Here is a 19,106-nt window from a genome sequence, read left to right as displayed (position 1 = left end):
AGCAATGGACATCTCGACCATGCCAAGAATGCAAAACGGTTTCTGTTGAAGCAAGAACTTGAGATAATTCAGGCAAAGGAACCTTTGCGGATGGCCTGCTGGCGCGGGACATCGGACAAGCTGGTTGTTGTTCTAAGTGGTGTGGGGCAGAACCCCGATGAATACCCTCCTTTTGAGTTTTTCAAATCCGCGACAGAAGATCAGAAAAACCATGCCCTCTTCATCAGCGACAAGAGCCGGAGTTGGCTGAACGGTGATGGTGTAAGTGCCCAAATAATTGATCGGATCGGGGCGTTCGCCAAGGAGGTGGGAACTTCTGACATTCACTTGTTGGGCAATTCCATGGGGGGGACGATGGCCTTGCTTCTCAAAGATTTGGTTGGGGCAAAGACCGTGTTGGCAATTGTGCCGCAATATTCAGTCTCACCGGATGTTATGCCGGAAGAAAAGCGGTGGAGAAAATACAGAAAGAACATCAAAACCTATGACTTCCCAGAGGTCAGGCTGCGAAGAACGGAAGGTCAAACCGTTTTCATCGTTCATGGGGATACGCCCGGGGAATTGCTACATGCACAGAAATTCTCTCAGTTTCATGGATTGCGCCATTATATCGTTCAAGACCAAGGCCATAACCTAAGCAGGAAGCTGAAACGCAAGCAGCAATTGTCCGATATAATCAGTGCTGCGATAAACGGCAGACCTTACAGGTTCAGACGCTTGATGCGGCGAAATGGCGCTGTTTTCAGGCAGGATTTTGACTCCGGTCACCTTGTGCAACCTTCTTCGTCAAACGCCGCGGATGCGTTGGTGTCAGCGGTGACGCCAAAATAGTGATCTATACGATCAAGGAGATCATTCGCGCCATATCTCGACCAGATCGCACTGTCATATCTGTCCGATACGCAGTGAGCTTGGCGCTGATGTCCATCAACTCCCGTTCCTCAGCTGTCGAGAGACGGTCGAGCGTCGCTTCAATTGAGTGGTCAGAGACGAGCATCGGAAACCGGTAGCAGGATTCAGAATAGCGATCCATGATCATCGGAACACCAAAGCCAACCGACATAGATGTGGTCGAAGTTATTTTGATCGTTTGATATTGTGCAAAACCATCTGCGATCAACGGGTGGAAGAACGTTGCCGAACGAAAGCAATTAAAAACATCTTCATGCGGCACTTCATTGTTCGCACCCGCAGGCAAGATCGTGATCTTATGGCTCAATTTATTTTCTGCGATAGCGTCTGCAACCAGATCCCGAGAGTCACCGCTGGACGGAAACTCAAAGACAAGATTTTCCCATCGCGCAGGATCGGCAGACAATGCATCAATCAGTCCAAGGTAGTTCCGCGATCGCAACGTCAAGTTGCCCGGAACAACAACTTTGCGTGGGGTCGACACGTGATAATCTTGCGGTGTGTCGGTGAGCACATAGGGGGCAAGGAACCCAAATTTATCTATGTATTTCCCATCGGTACGCGCGTTCAATGCGGACGTCACATGCATTCCCAAGGTCATGAATACAAAATCAGGCCGCCCCAATAGATCAGTGAATTTGGGGTTTTTCATGAATTGGTCGACATTGTGTATCAGCGCAATGACCGGCTTGCCGCATCGTTTCGCCCAGTTCGCGACCTTGGGTCGGTTTAATGTATTTACGATGACGAAATCTATGTCGTCTGCCAACTCGCGATCCCAATCAACCGCTTCTGCGTCCTGATCCGGCGACAAAGAATGATATCGAATATCTGCAATGCCCCCCTGAACAAGCTGAAAGATGTCACCGCGGACCCGCTTAATCCTGCGGTTCAGCAGAACTGTGGGTCGATAGCCTGCAAAATTACATGCCGCGATGACTGAAGGAAGCACCTCTTCATGACGAGGTTCAAACTGAACGATCAAGCATTTCCGCATCATCTCGACTTCTTCCAGTTCTTTTGTGACCTGGGCTGTGGTCTAGCAAGCCGCTGTTAACTTAACCAGTATCTTCGGTTCAAAATCTGGACGGTGTCTTTGGTTTGCGCTGCAATCTATTTGAGCACCCGACCCGGCCCCCAAAGGCTCCATCATTCACAACGAGAATGTGATTTCATCCCGGGGCGCGTGCGCGGGTGGGTTAATGTAGCAAGGCCAAAGCGGGGGATTAAACGCACCAGCCCATAAATATGGATATGTCTAAATCAATGAACTCAGGGTTCAGAGCGGTGCGGTGTAAGAGGCGGGCTGGTTCACGATCGCTGCATGCCATTGTCCGCTCAGGGTCGATTGATGCGCAAGGCACTGCGACAGAGCCAACAGAAACTAGCTATCGACGACTTTTCGCAAGAAAACCAGCGCACAGATCAGAGCGACAAACGACAGCAGAACAACCGACCCAACGGACGCGGCAAACCCTGCCTGTGCCAGCAAAGCAACTGCTGCAACGCCTCCAAGCCTTGCGAATGTGATATCGAGGCTTGTGCAGATGGCGCTCAGACTTTGCGGAGCGAATTGCAGGACCAATTGGGTTGATGGCGCATTGCTGCAGGCAAATCCAGCCCCAACCAATGCAGCGGATAAAGTGAGCCATCCTATTCCATGGTAGAAGTATACGACCAGAAAGCTGGCCGCGATCAGGAACGGTGCCGCCAGAACGATAATCCGCACATGGTAGCTGTCCACCCAATTTCGCAGGAGCGTTCCGACGATTGAAAATGAGAGCCAAATCGCAGCCAGGATGAGGCCAATCGAATTCACACTGTAGTCAATATCTGCCAACCAGAGCGGTAGTCTGAACAGGAAAAAGGTGATGGCACCATATGTACAGAAGATGTAGCCGAAGACGAGCCAGACATCGCCTGTGCCAAACAGCAAACCCAGATTTGGTAACTTCTGGGCGCTGGGCATAAATTTCCCGGCTTCCGTTTTCACAGACAAGATCAGCGCGACGCCTGCGAGAACTGCGAATAGAACAAATACCGATTGCCAACCGGTGGATGTGATCGTCTGGCTAAGGGCCAGAGGGGCAAAAGTCGCCACGTACCCTGTTAAACTGCCCCATATGATTAGGATCTTACCCGGTCGATGCGGCAACGTTCTGGTGAGGAGAAGCGGGACCAATGGCGAGAAAATACCACCCCCAAAACCCTGCAGAACGCGACCTGCAATCAGCATCTCGAAGTTCGCTGCATATGCAACGATGGCTGCCCCCAAGGCGAACATCACGACGCCGGTAGCAAATACTCTTTTGATGTTGAAAGCATCCCCGATCAAGCCTCCAACGATGACACCAAGTGCCACCGAGATACCATAGGAGTTGAAGACCCAGGCAACGTGGCTGAGCGTCAAATCATAAAATGTCTGAATTGCTGGAAGAACCAGCGGAACCAAAGTCAATTCCATCACGAAAGCAATGCTTGCGGCAATCGAACTGATGATCGTTCTGCGTGACGCCAAGGTCATCGCAAAACGCTGTTTTTTCGGTTCAATGCAAGCACTGTCTGACATTGATCTTATCGACATCCGTTGGAAATCATTAAATGCCATCAAGCAACGACACCAATTGGTCTTACCATCAAACTTTGTGCAGCATTATGGCGATCATGTGACATTTCTCCGGGTTGGATCTCCAGGAAGTGCATGATCTCTTCCGTGTTCATCCAGACAAGTGCGTCTTCATCGGTCACTTGATTGTCAGGTCCAAGCCATACACCGGGTTCGCAGTGGGTATAGCCGTAGCGAGCCTGGATTCCTTTGTACGACAATGTTGTCGGTACAAAGCCGAACACATAGTCAGGCACCCAGGTCTTCAGCGCCATTTCCAGAACGAAGCGCGAAAGAAGAGGTGTTAAGCCCAGCTTTCTATGCCCGCCATCACCAGCCTTCAGCCAGAAATCACCGTGATAGCAGACTTTTCCAGTGATCTTATGCAGGGCTTGGGGTCGAGAATAATAGGTGCGATCCGGATCAGGTGTTGAGTTTGGCGTCATGTACTTGTGCCGGTGCATGTCCATGTGCTGGCCAAGTGTTACGCCTGACAAATCCAACAGTCTTATTGCCTGCGTGTGAACCAGCTCGTCGGTTTCATTAAATCCGCAAACCCAGAATGCGTTGGACTGATCGACGTAAGAACAAGTAACATCGAACATCGGATACAGTCCTGATCGGTCTTTCTGTAAGTTCCGTATCCTTCGGTAAGCCGCAAAGTCGTCTCCGATCTCAACACGCATCCCTGCTTCTTCAAGCTTCTTGATAATGCCCGAGACGCTATTGATCGTGTTGTATAGGCCGAGTGCTGACATTAGCTTTCCCTTGTATTGACCTACTCGGCCTTAACAGAATTTTTCATTTAAATGGGGTACTTGCCCCACATTTATATTTAACACAAAGACCAACTAAAGTTCGAAGTCCATGACAAGTTCCTGCGGTACGCCAGGAACATCCACAGACTCAAGAGCATCGATTTCGATATCGTTCGTGATTAGAACCAGAACGCCAAGACCTGGAGTCCCATCAGGAAAGACGCAGCCCATCAACAAGCGTTGAAAACTGACCGGTATCACCTCGTCGCTGTCTTCTTTCGGAAGATAGGCATAAAGGTGATCAAGGCGAACACCCCCTTCGCCGTAGATGCGTGAATAAGCCCCAGAGATGAATTCATTGAAATCATCGCCAACGTTGTCTTCCTGCATCAGTTTTCCGATGGCGCTTTTTGACCAAGCCCATCCAAACCATTTTGCATAAGCTGAACTCTTGCCCACTTCGACAAAAACCCAACCGTTCACGCCCTTTCTGTAGATCACCAGATAGGGCCTGACGTCGGCCATCGCAGGATCTTCGATTTGCGTTTGAGCCATCCCCCAGGCACCAAGGGCGGTCTTCATAATGGGCAGGCCGTTGGAGGCCAGCCGAAACATAGGCTGCTGCTGGGAAAAAAACTCACGTCCGTCAGGGTCGAGATAGCTGCTCACTTCCAGCCATTGCGAACTTTGCTTGGTGACCTGAGACTGGCCCGACCAGGTTTCGATGTGCCTTAATATGGTCTCAGCGTCTGCAACTGACGCCTTTCCAAAAGGTGTCATCGAATATTCGCGATTTTCAACTACAAATAGTGGCTGTCCCTTGATCCTTTCGAGGTCATTGATGTGCCGTCGCACAGTCTGTCTCGTTGTTTTCAGTTCGTCGCATGCCTTAGTTAAATTCAAAGTTTTGCTTAAAGTTATAAAAGCGCGCAACATAGCTACAGTTACGCCACCACTGTCTTTGGACTGATACAAACTCTATCTCCGCACGTTTAATAACAAAAAAATGAGCAACCAATAATCTTTTGGTCGGTCATTGACTGACATGAATACTTTGAAATTACCATAAATAACACCTTACCTTTCAACAAGGTTCACTTATTGCGAGAAGTGCGCTTTTTTGGCAATCCTCACCCAGCCTGATTTGAAGTCGTTACTCTTGGACAGGCGAATACTGACTGCTGATGCGGTTTTTGCGTTTGTGATGATGGCAGATGCTTTCTGTCGTTCATAATCACGATGGGTCGGCTTCCTGCGGTAGGGCGGATTCTAGGCTGAATCAGGCCATTATGTCTCATTCTGGACCCTATTCAATCACCTATAGGTTGCATTACCGATCAGAGATTTAAGACGGGGATGAATGGTCAGGCCATCCCACTGCGATAGCTCAAGAGAAATTGAACAGATGGATCAAGATCGGCAAAAAGGTGCCATTTTTCGAACATAATATCGGTCTATTACCTACCCAAATCGAAGAAAGGAATCGAATTGAACTGCGATATCAAAAAACTGTTCGATCTCTCCGAGATGGCTGCCAGCCCACCACCGGGCGCTCAGAACGTTCGCCGTGGGGCGATTGTGAAGGGACCAGGTGGGAATTGGGTCCCATGCGCCATCAAGATTGCGCCGGGGACATTTTATTCAGGCCTCTTCCAGGTCGGACCCGGACAGCGACAGGTTTGCATTCCAGATGTAACCATGTCCTGCGCTGATGCCGCCTTGTTGCGGGCGATTACATTGGCGTCTTTTGCTGCAGCGTAGATAATCGGCATCCTTTTGTATCGATCCTCTTTTGGACGGTCCTCCTAATCCGGTATCAGGCTGGCGGACCCTCATCCGCATTAGATTGCCGGCATTAACTGTTTTCCGTCTGCCTTGCGTCCAGTTCAGACAAATCCAACCCGCGCTCGACCGCAAAGGCCCGAGTTGCGCGCAGGTTATCTGCGGCACCCATCAGGTGATTGGCAACGGAGCGCAGCAGGCTCGTCGCTACTGCGGCGTCGTTCTCAATGACAGCCAATAGTTCGTTGGCACCGATCCGCAGAAACACACTGTCTTCGATAGCTATCAGGTTCAGGGGGCGTTTTTGATTTTGAATCACAGCCAGATCACCGATCAACCGTCCGGGTTTGATTTCTGAAATAAGAATGTTCTGACTTTCCGCGTCAGGCCAATACAACCCTGCCAAACCCTTTACGCACAAATACGCCGCGTCTGCGTCTTGCTGAGCCTCAAAGATCACTTGTCCAGCTTTGGTCTTGTACCATTGGCTGCTAAAGGCGAGCAATCGTTGTTGTTTTTGGTCGAGACCAGCAAAAAGTTCGGTCTGAGCCACAATTCGCAACTTGCGATTCAGGTCTTGCCGCGCATCTTCATCGCCGGGGTCTTCGTCGCGTGCGCCACCGTCGATCCGGCCGTCCTTGATCTCTACGATCAAGTCATAAGCTTCGGGATTTAGGAATTCTCTTTCAATGAATATTTTCGTCGTATCAGGCATCAGATCGCTGATCCGATCACGCATCTGCGAACGTGCATTTTCATCATGGCTGGCCAGCGCATTCCCCAGGATCAGAATATCCGGTTTCTTGATCCCGGCACGGCTAAAGGCGATCCGCTCACGAAATACCGCTGGCAGATTTTCCCCGCCTTGCGAGGTCACGAGGTCAAAAACTGATTGAGCGGCCAGTCGCCTGACCCCATTCTCGTTCAGCACTTCGACGGCGATGTCTTCAACCTGTTTTTCCCGCGCCCCGGCCATGCTTGAGACTCGACCAAAGATCGCATTGCCAAGAACGGACATCACCGGGATGTATTTCAGCGGGTCGATGGTTTCAAACATCCCGTCAAGTTCCGCCACGATCTGTTGGGCTTTGTGCTTTCTGATTTCCAGAACACGTTCTTTGAAAGACGCGCTGAAAGCGGGGCCGATCTGTTCTGCCGAAAACGCAAATGGCACCGTCAGCATCAACGCGAAATCGTCAGGCGGCAAACCTGCATCCCCAACCTCGCGCCGTTTTGTCGTTATGGCACTAAGGCGATGATACAATTCATCGTCCATATTGAGACGCCGAAACAGCGGATGATCGGTGCCGTCATTACCAAAGGTCGCTGTCAGCCCTTCAATGACACCGACCGAGATCTGCGCAAGTTCATCCACAATCCCGTTTTCTGCCAACATTTCGACAAAGCCGGCTTCTTTTGACAGCGTTTCCTGCGTCAAAAACCGAGTGGGCAACGCATATAAAAGATTGCTTGCCAGCGGAGAAACCGGATTGAATTTTTCGGGATCAAAAGCATACACTATGTCGTCGAGCCCGGCCTTGCTGAGGCGGCGGGCAATCTCTGGCCGCATCTTCACAATTGCATCGACAAGCTCAGGCTGCGCGTCTGGTTCAAGACGGGATCGGAGCGCGCGTCGCACCATAAAATCATCGATGCCCATGGCCTCGACAAGTTGAAACCACCATTCGCGGATATCGTCGGACGTTTCAAATCCGGCAAGTTTGGGATCAACCCAATCGACGTCGAACGGATCGACACTGTTGCCTGAGCGCGCGGATTCTTCTTGGCGGCGCACCACGGCATAGGCTGTTTCAAGGGCAGCAGCAGGCGCGCTTTTGAACGGCATCAACAGGTTTTCGCCAAGCGTCCCCTGAAATATCTGGGGTTTTGAATGGGCGTACCCGATGCTGTTGGCGACCACAGCCTGATGTAGTTCATTCAATTCATGCCCGGCGATCCGCACTTTTCCACGGTGGGGAATAACCTCTCGCGTCAGAACATCTGCAAAGGCCAAAGCCGCGGTTTCACTATTCGTCTTTATGGCAACGCGTGCGCCCTGAGGAATCACGAGATTGATATCTTCCAAAACCGGGTGCCCCTCATCATCAAACACCGTCACATCATCTAATTCTATGTCGCCTTTCAGGTCGGGGAATGTGTCGGGTGCACCCTCAAACAATGCGTCATCGACCAAAGTCTTGGGGGCGAATTTTTCAGTAACAACTTCCCAGCGCAGCGCCATATCCTGTGTCTGGTTGTAATAGGCGAGAAGCTCTTTCCAGGGCGACGACAAATCCTTGTACGCCGCCAATGCAGCAACAAGCGCGCCCACGGTAATCTGCCCTGTGATCGCAAGATATCCGCCGACCGAATAGAAAAAGAACGGGGTCAATTGGTTGATGAAGTTGTTCAGGAACTTCATGAAGAACTTCTTTTGGTAGATCTCCAGCCGAATGCCAAACAGGCTTCCCAACCGGTCCGAAAACAATGACATCCTATGACGAAGTCCGCCGTTGGTCCGAATATCGCTCACTCCGACAGCGGTCTCACCAATGTCGGCGGCCAGTCTGCGCACTTCCTGAATCCTGGCCTTGTTGAGTTGGTTGATCTGGCGCTGCAGCTTTGGGATGATCCAGGCTTGCAGGGGGATCAACGCGACGGATGCCAAACCGAACCAGAAGCTCTGTGCAAACAGGAATACCAGAATGGTCATCATCTGCCCGGCCTGAAACACCGGCTGCGACAGCATATCCCCCATGAGGCCGCCCATGGGCTCTGCTTCGGATGTCACCATCGATACCAATTCACCCTGGCTGGTTGTGCGAAAAAACGGGCGCGGAAACCGCAGGAGGCGCGTCAGAAGCTGAAATCGAAACCGTCGAAGCAGGCGTTCTGCCAGCACACCTTTCATGGTGTTCAGCTTCATTTTAAGAAGCCCGTTCGCCAGCACAGCCAGCAAGAAGCCAATGCAAAGCACCATCAAGAATTGGATCTGGCTCAGCGTAATGCCCAGCACCGTTACATCGTTGCCGGACCCGCCGATTGCGTCATTAATGATCCGCTTGGGCAATTCCAATGAAACATAAAGCAAGGGGAACGTCAGCAGAGTAACGCCCAGCAAGACAAGCTGATCGCGCTTTGAATATTTCCAGATGAACTGAAAAAGGCTCTTATCCATGCTTGTTTTGTCCTCGAATTGCGGAGGCAATCAGCACTCCAGACTCCGATGTTAGGAGTCTGACTGAGCATCAGCAAGGCAGCTGCACTGTCGAGACATCTTGTCTGAGTGTGGGCTGCCAGCAGAAACCGCAGCAACTGATTTAAGAGCCGAGGTCGCAATAAGGCCAGGCGGATTGGGCTCGAATGCCTTAAAATGTATCGTATTCAGGCAGGGGCCATGGCTTTTTGATGAACATCGGCCTTCTACTTCGCCGGCGTTCGGGGCTGCTGTCATGCCATTTCAAGGTGTGGAATGTGAGTTCCCCTGCAACCAAAGGCTAATTTCTAGAGTGCAGGCATCAACTTGCGGATCGGCTCGGATCAACTTTCACGAAACGCCTTGGTGAAGTAATCGGTCAGCGGCTTGGTAAGATAGCTCAGCGGCGTCCGCTCTTCGGTTTGCACAAATACCTGAACCGGCATACCGGGCACGATGTCCTTGTTTCCCAGCGTCTTCAGATCATCCTGCTCTGGGGCCACGATCGCCTCATAATAGTCCTTTCCAGTTGCGTCGTCGGTGAACACATCGGCCGATACCGTTGTCACGTGGCCACGGACTTCGGGGGTCGAGCGTTGGTTGAACGCCGAGAACCGCAGCGAGACGTCCTGCCCAACACGGACCTGATCAATGCTCGCGGCATCAATGCGGGCGGAAACGATCAGTTTATGTTCCATCGGGATCACGTACATGATCGGTTCTGCGGGCTGAATGACGGATTTCAGAGCAAAGACCGTCGATCCGTAGACTATGCCGCTGACGGGCGAACGAATGTCCATCCGTGACAGCGTTTCGAGTTTTGAAAAGCGCCGCTCGGCCAGCTCAACCTCCTGTGGTGCAAGTTCTCGCAGATTTTCGACAGCTTCTTCGCGGCGCTGGTTTTGCAGTTTCAGCTTTTCGATCATCAGCTTCGCGATCTCGCCGTTAAGTTGGGCGACCTGCGCCTGAAGCTGCCCAACCTGACCGGTCAGTCCGGCGGTTTCGCTCTTCAACCGCGAAACACGAGAAGATTCGACCAGCTTCTTGTTGAGCAGATTTTGCGCATTCCCCAGCTCCTCTGAGAGCAGATTGTTTTGTTCTGACAAGGCCTCTAATTGCGCTTCTGTTCCGGTGATCTGGTTGCGGATCTGCGCGATCTGCTCGGCGATTAGCTGCTTTTCGGTCACAAGCGCCGCGCTGCGCTCTTCAAACAGGCGTTGTTGGCCTTCGATTTGAGAGGCTGAGTCGGGCGTTTTTGCAGCCAGTTGCTGCAGGTCGTCTGGAAGGGTGATCGTATCAGTACCGTCCCGCTCGGCCACCAGCCGGGCCTTGTGGGCCATAGCTTCAAGCAGTTGGTTTTCGATGACTGTCAGTTCGGAGCGGATCAGTTTGTCGTCAAGCCGGATCAGAACATCGCCGGCCTCAATCCGGTCCCCGTCGCGGGTAAGGATTTCACCGACAACGCCGCCAGTCGGATGCTGGATCACCTGCCGGTGGGTTTCGACCTCGATCACACCTGAGGACACGACCGCCCCGGCAATTCTGGATTGAATTCCCCAAACCCACACCATGCCGATCAGCAAAGCCAGCGTTACATATCCAATCGCCAGAGGCAGTCTGGCGCGCCATGCGCTCTTGATTTCTGCTGGTCTCATTTTGCCACCGCCATAGGTAAAAGTTTCTGTGTTGTGTCTGCTTTTCGCAGCAATTTCTTTAGGATGTCGTCACGCGGGCCAGAGGCAACAATGCGTCCTTCGTCAAGAACGATCAGCCGGTCGCAAGTCGACAGAGCCTGCGGGCGATGCGTCATTATGACGACGGCGCGGTTGTCGGCCCTGAATTCCCGCATCGCCTGATTGAGAGCGAGAGAGCCCTCAGCATCAAGTGAAGAGTTTGGTTCATCCAGAATGAGCAGAACAGGATCGTTGTAGAGCGCGCGCGCCAGAGCGATCCGCTGGCGTTGCCCGCCAGAAATGCGGCCCTCGATATAGGAAATCCGCGTCTGATATCCATCTGGAAGCTCCAATATGAAATCATGGGCATTGGCCTTCTTGGCGGCGGCAATGACCTTGTCGCTGTCGGGTTCGACTTCCATCCGTGCGATATTTTCGGCGACTGTTCCGTCGAACAACGTCACGTTCTGCGGCAGGTATCCGATATAACTGGCCAGATCGCCCTGCCGGAACTGCCGCGTCGCTGCGCCACCGATCCGCAGTTCTCCGGCGGTGGGACGTTGTAGCCCCACGATCATTTCAGCAAGCGTTGACTTGCCAGCCCCGCTTTTGCCGACGACGCCAAGGATCTGACCCGGCCCAAGATCAAAACTGATCTGCTTTAGGGTCGCTGTTCGTGACAACGGCGGGTGGACGGTGATGCCACGGGCTGCCAGGCTTGCCGTGGGACGACCAAGTACCAGCTTGTCCGGCTCTACCGGGTGATCGTTCAAAAGTTCGGCAAGCAGCCGCCAACTGGCGCTGGCGTGCTGGATTATTTGCCATTGCCCCAGGATCTGCTCGATTGGGGCAAGCGCGCGGCCCATGAGGATCGAACTGGCAACGATGGCCCCGGCGGACAGTTCTCCGCGCAGGGTTAAAAGTGCGCCTGCCGCAAGGATCGCCGATTGCAGGAACAACCGGAAAGATTTCGTCGAAGCCGTAAATAGGCCGGACCAGTCGCTTGATTTCGCCGCCGTCGCCAATGCGCGGCCCCGAAGCTCTTGCCAGCGCCGCCGGATCGAAACGTCCATGCCCTGTGCAAGGATGAGCCGCGCGTGAGTTGAGGCCGTATCGGCAAGCCCGTGCGCGGCAAGCGAGGTTGATTGTGCCTCTTCCGCGCGGGTCCGCGTCAGTCGGTTGTTGAGCATGGTAAAGGTGGCCAGAACCAATGCGCCGGCGACAGCAATCCATCCAAGTGTCGGGTGAAAAACGAAGATGGCGAATATGAACAAGGGTGCCCACGGTAGGTCAAAAATCGACAGCATCGCGGGTGAGGACAGCAATTTCTGCACCGTTTCAAGATGCCTCAGCCCATGCGACTTTTGACCGGTCTGCCCGCCCGCGCCCGAGGATTTGAGCACCGCGCCGAAGACCCGTTCATCCAGCAGCACCTGAAACCGTGACGCGAACCGGACAAGCACGCGCCCGCGGGCATAGTCGAGCAAGCCAAGGAAAAGGTAGAGCATCCCGACCAGCAGAAACAGCGCCAAGAGCGTTTCTTCTGATCGCGACGCAAGCACCCGATCATAAATCTGCAGCATGAACAGAGGACCGGTCAGCAAAAGCAGATTGGTGAAAACACTGAAAATAAAGATTGGGATCAACAGGCTGATGCCTGAATGCCATGCTAATTTCAGCTCGCGCAGCCCTTGATGTTTCTTGGTCATGTGCTTCCTTTCGCGGTGTGATTTCCTGCACTCCGCTGAACTGCCATAGGAAAATTTGCCCGCTCCCCGGCGCGGTAATGCGCCGGGGAGCGGGCCAGATCAGGTGGCATCCAGTTCGGTCAGAGCCAAAAAGGGGCGCCAATCCATAGCCCTAGGCCATTTCATCGTGTGTGGTGTCAGCCTGCGTCTGTGAGCAGCCGTCGAACATGTCGTTGATCTGCTGCAGGAACGTATCCATGTCGAACGCACAGGCCCCCGCATCGCTGTCACTGGTTTCGTCCGCGTTGACGACGGTGCTCACCATCTCCGCATCATCAGGGCCTTCTGCCTTGACCCAATCGTCGGCGTCGATGCTGATCAGGAACTCACTGCCGTCAAAGTTCGTAAAGATATCGCCGAAATCAAAGCCGCACCCGTCGGCGGCCAGCATGTCGTCATCGTCCGTGACGTCATCTGTATCGCCGTCCGACGGTGTGTCATCGGTATCGACAACATCTGTTACCTCGTTGTCCGCAGGCGTATCGCCACCCTCTTCTGCAACTGTGTCGTCTTCGACAGGCATTTCGGTGTCGTCTTCTGCAACGGTGTCACCCTCCTTGGGCGCGTCGTCTTCGCCAACGACATCTTCCTGATCTGGCTTGTCTGAGTCTTCGTCGGTGTTGCCAGCGCCGACCACGTCTTCGTCGGCAGGGACATCATTGTCACCACCTTCGCCCGGATCAGTCACGTCCACCACGTCTTCGACAGGTGTGTCGACAGTTTCGCCTTCGGTGGGTTGATCAGTGTCGGCGACTTCGTCGTTGCCCGGCATGTCATCACCGGATGTTGGAGTGACCGGATCCGGTGCCGGAGTGACCGAATCCGGTGTCGCCGTATTGTCCGCATCACTGGCAGCAAAGTTTTGCGTCACAAAGACCGAGTCAAAAGTTGATCCGTTGTCGGTGAAATCGCCACGTTCGATTCCAATGCCGATTTGCTTGAAGTCAGGATTCAGGATGTTCGCCCGGTGGCCGGGGCTATTCATCAGTCCGTTGTGAAGGTCCACGACATCATCGGACAGTCCCGGCTCCCCGCGTTCGCTTTGAAAGGCGATGTTTTCACCGGAACTCCAGTTACCTTCGAATTTGTATCCGGCGTCGGCCATCCGGTCCTGCGCGCTCGATCCTCCCTTGCCAGTATGTGAGAAATTGTCCGCATCGATCATCCAGCTGCTATGATCCTCGCTTGAATCATTGAGCTTGTCCGCAAAAGTCAGGGGTGCCAACCCAGCGGTTGCCCTTTCGGAGTTGATAAGCTGAAGCATCTGTATTTCGAGATTGTTAGCGACTGACATAGTGTCATTCCTTTATTTAGAGACCGCCATTTGGCTGCCCGGTAGGTTTCAATTTGTCTGCCCCAACGCCACCTGCGAACCGGCATAGGTTTCCCGGTTCCGGTCCGACGTCGAACCAGAGCATTCATGGTAGACCCCCCAGCAGGATCAGTTCTTTTATTGCGCTACCACAATAGGTTAGCAGCACAATCCGCAACCGGACCAAGTACTGTCCAGCTGACATTCGCCACGTTACCGATGCTCGGATTGGGGTCAACGCCGCGCCCGGAACCTGTCATTCGCAAGCTTAAACTGGCCGGATTTGATCAGCCGTAAGCGGCAAATTGCGGAAAAAAACCTGTCCGGCTGCAAACCGCTTGGGCGCTTTGCCCGATAAGGCAACATCTCGCCCGGAAATTCCGGCTTTCCAATTTCAGATCCCGCAATTCGGAGCCAATGGCCTTGGGCCTGCTGCGCTGGATTCGGTTCACGATGGGAAAGACACATCCGCAGATTTGCGGCTGCGGATGTTGTCACCCGTCCAGCGATGGCGAACACGTCCTTGCAGAGACAACTGAATCTCCACATTGCTTGAACTCTGGGAACAACTGGGCTTTCACAAGGGACCGAAATGGTTGCGTTGGTGCGGTTGATGAACGAGATTGCAAGATCATGGTGAAGGGAGATTGCGATATGATGATCTATGGTTTGAGCACCTGCGCAATTTGCCAAAAGGCCCTCAAGGCACTGGAGGCTGAGGGCAGGGACGTCAGCTTCCGTGATGTCCGGGCCGACCCTCTGAGTGAGGCAGAACTGGCTGACCTCATAACAGAATTCGGGGATCGGTTGGTGGATCGAAAATCAAACGACTACCGTGCGCTTAATAACTGGCTGAAAAATTCAGAGGCAGAGGCACAGATATCGGCCCAACCCAAGGTGATGGCCCGCCCGGTGATACGTGACCAAGGCAGGTTCTATTTAGGGTGGGATGAGACGGTTCAAAAAGCATTGCTTTCGGGCTGATATCCTGAATCACGTGGTCATGGTGAACGCCCAGAAACCCACCACGACGTTGCCTTTTTACGGCCTGTTAGTGATGCATCGCAAGCAGCCGCGGCATCTTGACACTGATCAATGGCGGTTCGGGGAACGGACCTAGACTGCTGTCAGCCCTTCAAGATGCACGAGGCCCACATGACAGAGCATGACAAGCCTTCCAGGTCAGTCGACCAGAATGCTTTTGTGGCAGCGAAACTGCGCGGAGTTGCGAAAATGCTGGATCTGCAGTGCGCCGCACCGTTTTGCACGCGCGCCTATCACGAGGCTGCAATCTACGTCGCATCCGATCCGAGAGGTTTATGCGCAAAGGCGGCGGCGCGTGCTGCGCGGGCAGGAACCGGCCTGTGCGCGGTTCTATGTTGTGTGAAAACAAGGAGCGATCATGCGCAATCCCTTTTTTCAATGGTCAATTAGAAACCTTGCTTTGCTGCTGCTGTTGGTGCTGGCAGAGCCACACACCGCCACGGCAGACAGTTTTCAGGCGCAGCTTGACCGGGCGGGGATTGCCTACCGCGTGCCTCAGAGCGGCAAGGCGATATTGGTTAACATCCCCGCATTCGAACTGATCGCGTTTCAGGATGGCGCACCGGTCTTGCGCAGCCGGGTCATTGTGGGCGCACCGTGGCACCGCACGCCGCGCCTCAGCACGCATGTTTCAACCGTGCGGTTCCGCCCAACCTGGCGGCCAACCCCGTCAATGATTGCCAGCGGTGAATACCGTGATTATGTCAGACCGCCTGGGCGGAAAAATCCGCTGGGGCTTGCCGCGGTGCGGCTGGGGCCGGGATTGCTGGTCTATCTGCATGACACCAACCGGCGCGAGCTGTTTGCAGAGGAAAACCGCGCGCTGTCGCATGGCTGCGTGCGGGTGCAACAGTGGGATTGGCTGGTGTCCTTTGTGCTTGATATGGAGATCGACCGCGTTCATCAGTTGGCAAATGGCAGGCGCACTTTTGACGCGCCCGCACAGCCGATCCCGGTTGAGCTGGGCTATTACACGCGCTTTCCTGATGCGGCAGGCCAGATTGTGCGTCACGCCGATATCTATGGCCTGCAGGCCGGGTCAGTCGCGCCTGCACCAGCGACCCAAAAGCTGGCGTTGGCCTGTGCGGAGCCGGGTCTTGCTGATTGAAAGACGTCAGATTTCGGCCACGCCAATCATGTAGTTTTCGCCGTAGGTCCTGGCGCATTTCGGACAGGTGGTGTAGAAAAAGAAAACCCGTCTGACGGTTTTGCCCATCGCGGTTGCGGCCACTTCCATGTCATGTTCGAAATCCTTGGCACGCCGATAGGGCCCCTCAAAGACACGGGTGAAAAAGTTACCCGAAAGCGTGGTCATCTCTTCGCCCTCAACGTCGCGCTCGACTGCAAAGAAATGCTCCGCCTCCCAGGGGGACAGATCGCTGCTGAGGACAATTTCGGTTTCCGGATCGGCGGCCCCGGCTTCTTCAATGTGCTGTTGCACGCGTGTAAAGACCTGGCCCATATTCCAGGGAATATGCATCGCACTGCGTGTGGTGGCGCGGACGAACTTCTTGTTTTCGAAGTGTAAAGTCTGGTTGTCCCAGCCCTGTGGCTTGAAGCGGGGACAGCAGCAGGTGGCGTCTTCACTGACATCGTAGCGCGGAAAGGCGTTGGTTTGCATGTGATTTCTCCTCATTCAAAAGGGGGTGGGACGTAGTGTGTGACTTGGCAGCGGCGGGGTGGGGCATTGTTGCTGACCCTAGCCGTGGGCCAGTGGTTCCATGTCCAGCCGAAAGTCCTCGGCGATGGTGTAAAGCGTTTTGTTGGGCACCTCGTACCAGTCTTCGTTCAGGGTCACCGGTTCGGAGGCGATTTCGACAGATTGATAGGCGGTCCTGGGGTTGTGATGCACATGCGGTTTGCCGCAGATCGGGCAGTCAAAGAGATGGTCGCGCACCAAATAATGCAGCGAGCGATTGAAGCGCGATCCGATCACGTGTTCACCGTCCGTCAGCACAATGTTGAGCCCCACACGCGCCTTGGGATTAATCCGTTCGGACCATTTGATGATCTGTTCCAGCCCCTGTCCCACCACGGTTTTAAGACCCCGCTCGGGGTGGCGCAGAAACAGGCTCAGCAGATAGCGGAATACATGTTCGCTATCGGTGGTGCCCGCAATTTCGCTGCGGTGGAGCGGGTCCATGTGTTCAAGTATCAACGGGCGGACAAGGTCAAAATTGGGCACGGTACCGTTGTGGGCAAAAATCCATTTTCCGTGATGAAACGGGTGGGTATTTTCCATGCTGGTGCCGCCAACGGTGGCGCGGCGGACATGGGCAACCACGGTGCGGGCGTAGATGCGCGCCGCATTGCGTGCGAAATGCTCGCCATGAAAGGCCGCCCAAGTCTGCTTTTCAAGCAGCGGCAGGCCGTTGTTGTAATCCGCGACGCCCCAGCCGTGGCCATGGGCATAGCCCTGCATGTCGCCCTTACTTTGCTGCATCAGGGCGTTCTGGGCCTTGACCAATCCGCATTCCACGCGCGTGGGTTCATTGGCATGCATGGCATAGAGACGGCACATTCTGTTGCTCCTGTATTTGGGTAGACGCAGAATAGCGGCTCAGTACGGGCCGGCATGATCTGGATCAGTTCGGAGCAAGGATGCTGGGTTATTTTCGCGAAACTGTGGTTTTGGGAAAGGGTGTGCATGTCTGACACGCTAGAGAAGGGCGATATTGCGGATCGGCTGCTGGCGGATGAGCCTGCATTGCTGTCGTCACTGGATTTCGGTCCGTTGGTGGCGCAGGGCAGTGGGGCGGGTCCGTCCCTGCTGATCGGGGACCCCTCCGAGATCAGCCTGATGCGGTCCGCGCGCAATTCATTTCTGGATCATCGTATGGCGCATCTCGCAAAACCGGGCGACGTGGTTCTGGTGCGCAAGCGGGACCCCCGGTTTGAAATCTACCTCAAGGATTTCCGTGGTCTGGATGGCATCACTTTTTTGGAGGCGGATACGGCCAGTGCCGACCCGGTGGCGAAACAGGCTTTCACGTCAGAGCCGCTGTTGAAAAAGTTGGCGGATGTGGCAAAGCAACATGGTGGTCTGACGATAACGTCCTATCTGACAACCGGGACGATCTGGCATCTTGCACAGTGCATTGCAGCGCGGGCAGGGTGCGTTGTTCATGTCAACGGGCCCGCGCCGCGTATCAGCGCACGGGTCAATGACAAACTGTGGTTTGCGCAATTGGTTAAGGCCGTCATTGGTACCTGCGCGGTGCCGCCCACGATGTCCGCCTTTGGCCCAAAAGCCGCCGCCGCGCAGATCCTGCACCTCAGCAAACACGGAGAGCAAGTGATCGTTAAGGTTCCCGACAGCGCAGGGTCGGCAGGCAACATCCGGCTGGACCGGGACACGCTGGCCACCCTCACGGCTGCGCAGGTCGAGGCATTGCTGATGGACCGGCTGCACAGCACTGGCTGGGATGACAGCTACCCGATCCTGGTGGGTGTCTGGGATTCTCATGTGACGTGCAGCCCCTCGGTGCAACTGTGGATTCCGCTGAATGGAGAGGGCGCGCCCGAAGCGCATGGGGTGTTCGAGCAGAGAGTTTTTGGCGCTGCGGCGGCTTTTGTTGGGGCGACGCGCTCAACCCTTCCAGAAGAGGTGCAGGATATTCTGGTGACACAGGCGCTGCAGATCTCGCATGTGCTGCAGCGCCTTGGCTACTACGGTAGGTGCAGTTTTGATGCAGTCCTGTGCGCTGGTGATCCGGTCTCGATCCACTGGATTGAATGCAACGGCCGGTGGAGCGGGGTTTCGATTCCGCTGGCGATCCTGAATTCGTTAGACACCGAACATGTCTCAGAAGGCATGATGATCATTCAGGAAAAAATCCCCGGTGGCCCTATTGAAACTGCGCAGGCGATAAGAGCCTTGCGCGGGCTGCTTTACCGGGGGAAACCGTTTGAGGGGGGATCGATCCTTTTGTCACCCCCCGGCAATGCCGACGCTTCATCGGCAAACGTGCTGAGTTTTGCAGGCACGCAGTGCGAGGTCGCCTTGCTGGGCCAAAAGGTGCTTGATGCGCTGAGAGGGATCGCTCTGACGCATCCGGTGAGGCAGGGTTCATGAG

14 protein-coding genes are annotated in these 19,106 nt (G+C 54.2%); 4 read left to right on the top strand and 10 right to left on the bottom strand.

All coding sequences use genetic code 11. The annotated features are described in order from the left end of the window. Window positions 1–45: 45 nt before the first annotated feature. Window positions 46–831 carry an alpha/beta hydrolase gene (locus C1J02_RS20025; protein ID WP_114880141.1) on the top strand — a complete coding sequence of 262 codons (786 nt, stop codon included), beginning with the start codon at window positions 46–48 and terminating at the stop codon, window positions 829–831. Between the two features lie 4 nt (window positions 832–835). Here the strand turns inward: C1J02_RS20025 and C1J02_RS20020 are convergent, their stop codons facing one another. The 8 genes from C1J02_RS20020 to C1J02_RS19980 form a co-directional block, all read right to left on the bottom strand. Continuing rightward, complete coding sequence (locus C1J02_RS20020; protein WP_114880140.1) at window positions 836–1,912, bottom strand: hypothetical protein; 1,077 nt, start codon at window positions 1,910–1,912, stop codon at window positions 836–838. Between the two features lie 384 nt (window positions 1,913–2,296). Continuing rightward, window positions 2,297–3,496 carry an MFS transporter gene (locus C1J02_RS20015; protein WP_254693167.1) on the bottom strand — a complete coding sequence of 400 codons (1,200 nt, stop codon included), beginning with the start codon at window positions 3,494–3,496 and terminating at the stop codon, window positions 2,297–2,299. Window positions 3,497–3,519: 23 nt separating this feature from the next. Beyond that, window positions 3,520–4,275 carry a hypothetical protein gene (locus tag C1J02_RS20010; RefSeq protein WP_114880139.1) on the bottom strand — a complete coding sequence of 252 codons (756 nt, stop codon included), beginning with the start codon at window positions 4,273–4,275 and terminating at the stop codon, window positions 3,520–3,522. Between the two features lie 93 nt (window positions 4,276–4,368). Beyond that, a complete protein-coding gene (locus C1J02_RS20005) occupies window positions 4,369–5,250 on the bottom strand; it encodes a LysR family transcriptional regulator (RefSeq protein ID WP_162798390.1) in 882 nt (293 codons plus the stop codon). Window positions 5,251–6,130: 880 nt separating this feature from the next. Further along, a complete protein-coding gene (locus C1J02_RS19995) occupies window positions 6,131–9,235 on the bottom strand; it encodes an ABC transporter transmembrane domain-containing protein (RefSeq protein WP_114880137.1) in 3,105 nt (1,034 codons plus the stop codon). 362 nt (window positions 9,236–9,597) lie between these two features. Continuing rightward, complete coding sequence (locus C1J02_RS19990) at window positions 9,598–10,908, bottom strand: HlyD family type I secretion periplasmic adaptor subunit (RefSeq protein ID WP_114880136.1); 1,311 nt, start codon at window positions 10,906–10,908, stop codon at window positions 9,598–9,600. Continuing rightward, the gene (locus C1J02_RS19985; RefSeq protein WP_114880135.1) at window positions 10,905–12,635 is read right to left on the bottom strand and encodes a type I secretion system permease/ATPase; all 1,731 of its coding nucleotides are present in this window, start codon (window positions 12,633–12,635) and stop codon (window positions 10,905–10,907) included. The genes C1J02_RS19990 and C1J02_RS19985 overlap by 4 nt, the downstream gene beginning before the upstream one ends. Before the next feature lie 151 nt (window positions 12,636–12,786). Continuing rightward, window positions 12,787–13,968 carry a CAP domain-containing protein gene (locus tag C1J02_RS19980; protein WP_114880134.1) on the bottom strand — a complete coding sequence of 394 codons (1,182 nt, stop codon included), beginning with the start codon at window positions 13,966–13,968 and terminating at the stop codon, window positions 12,787–12,789. Window positions 13,969–14,640: 672 nt separating this feature from the next. Here C1J02_RS19980 and C1J02_RS19975 point away from each other — a divergent pair. Beyond that, entirely contained in the window at window positions 14,641–14,970 is a 330-nt protein-coding gene (locus C1J02_RS19975; RefSeq protein ID WP_114880744.1) for an arsenate reductase family protein, read from the top strand. Window positions 14,971–15,388: 418 nt separating this feature from the next. Then, window positions 15,389–16,138, top strand: coding sequence for a L,D-transpeptidase family protein (locus tag C1J02_RS19970; RefSeq protein WP_114880133.1), 750 nt, complete (start codon window positions 15,389–15,391; stop codon window positions 16,136–16,138). Window positions 16,139–16,144: 6 nt separating this feature from the next. Here the strand turns inward: C1J02_RS19970 and C1J02_RS19965 are convergent, their stop codons facing one another. Both C1J02_RS19965 and C1J02_RS19960 read right to left on the bottom strand, forming a co-directional pair. Beyond that, window positions 16,145–16,651, bottom strand: coding sequence for a hydrolase (locus tag C1J02_RS19965; RefSeq protein ID WP_114880132.1), 507 nt, complete (start codon window positions 16,649–16,651; stop codon window positions 16,145–16,147). A gap of 78 nt (window positions 16,652–16,729) precedes the next feature. Then, window positions 16,730–17,551, bottom strand: coding sequence for a class II glutamine amidotransferase (locus C1J02_RS19960; RefSeq protein ID WP_114880131.1), 822 nt, complete (start codon window positions 17,549–17,551; stop codon window positions 16,730–16,732). 126 nt (window positions 17,552–17,677) lie between these two features. Between C1J02_RS19960 and C1J02_RS19955 the strand changes: the two genes are divergently transcribed. Further along, entirely contained in the window at window positions 17,678–19,105 is a 1,428-nt protein-coding gene (locus tag C1J02_RS19955; protein ID WP_162798389.1) for a hypothetical protein, read from the top strand. Window position 19,106: the final 1 nt, after the last annotated feature.

This window comes from Sulfitobacter sp. SK011 (assembly GCF_003352065.1).
In the GTDB taxonomy this organism is placed as follows: Bacteria; Pseudomonadota; Alphaproteobacteria; order Rhodobacterales; family Rhodobacteraceae; genus Sulfitobacter.
Note: the sequence above shows the minus strand (reverse complement) of the source record. Positions and strands in the feature narration are given on the sequence as shown.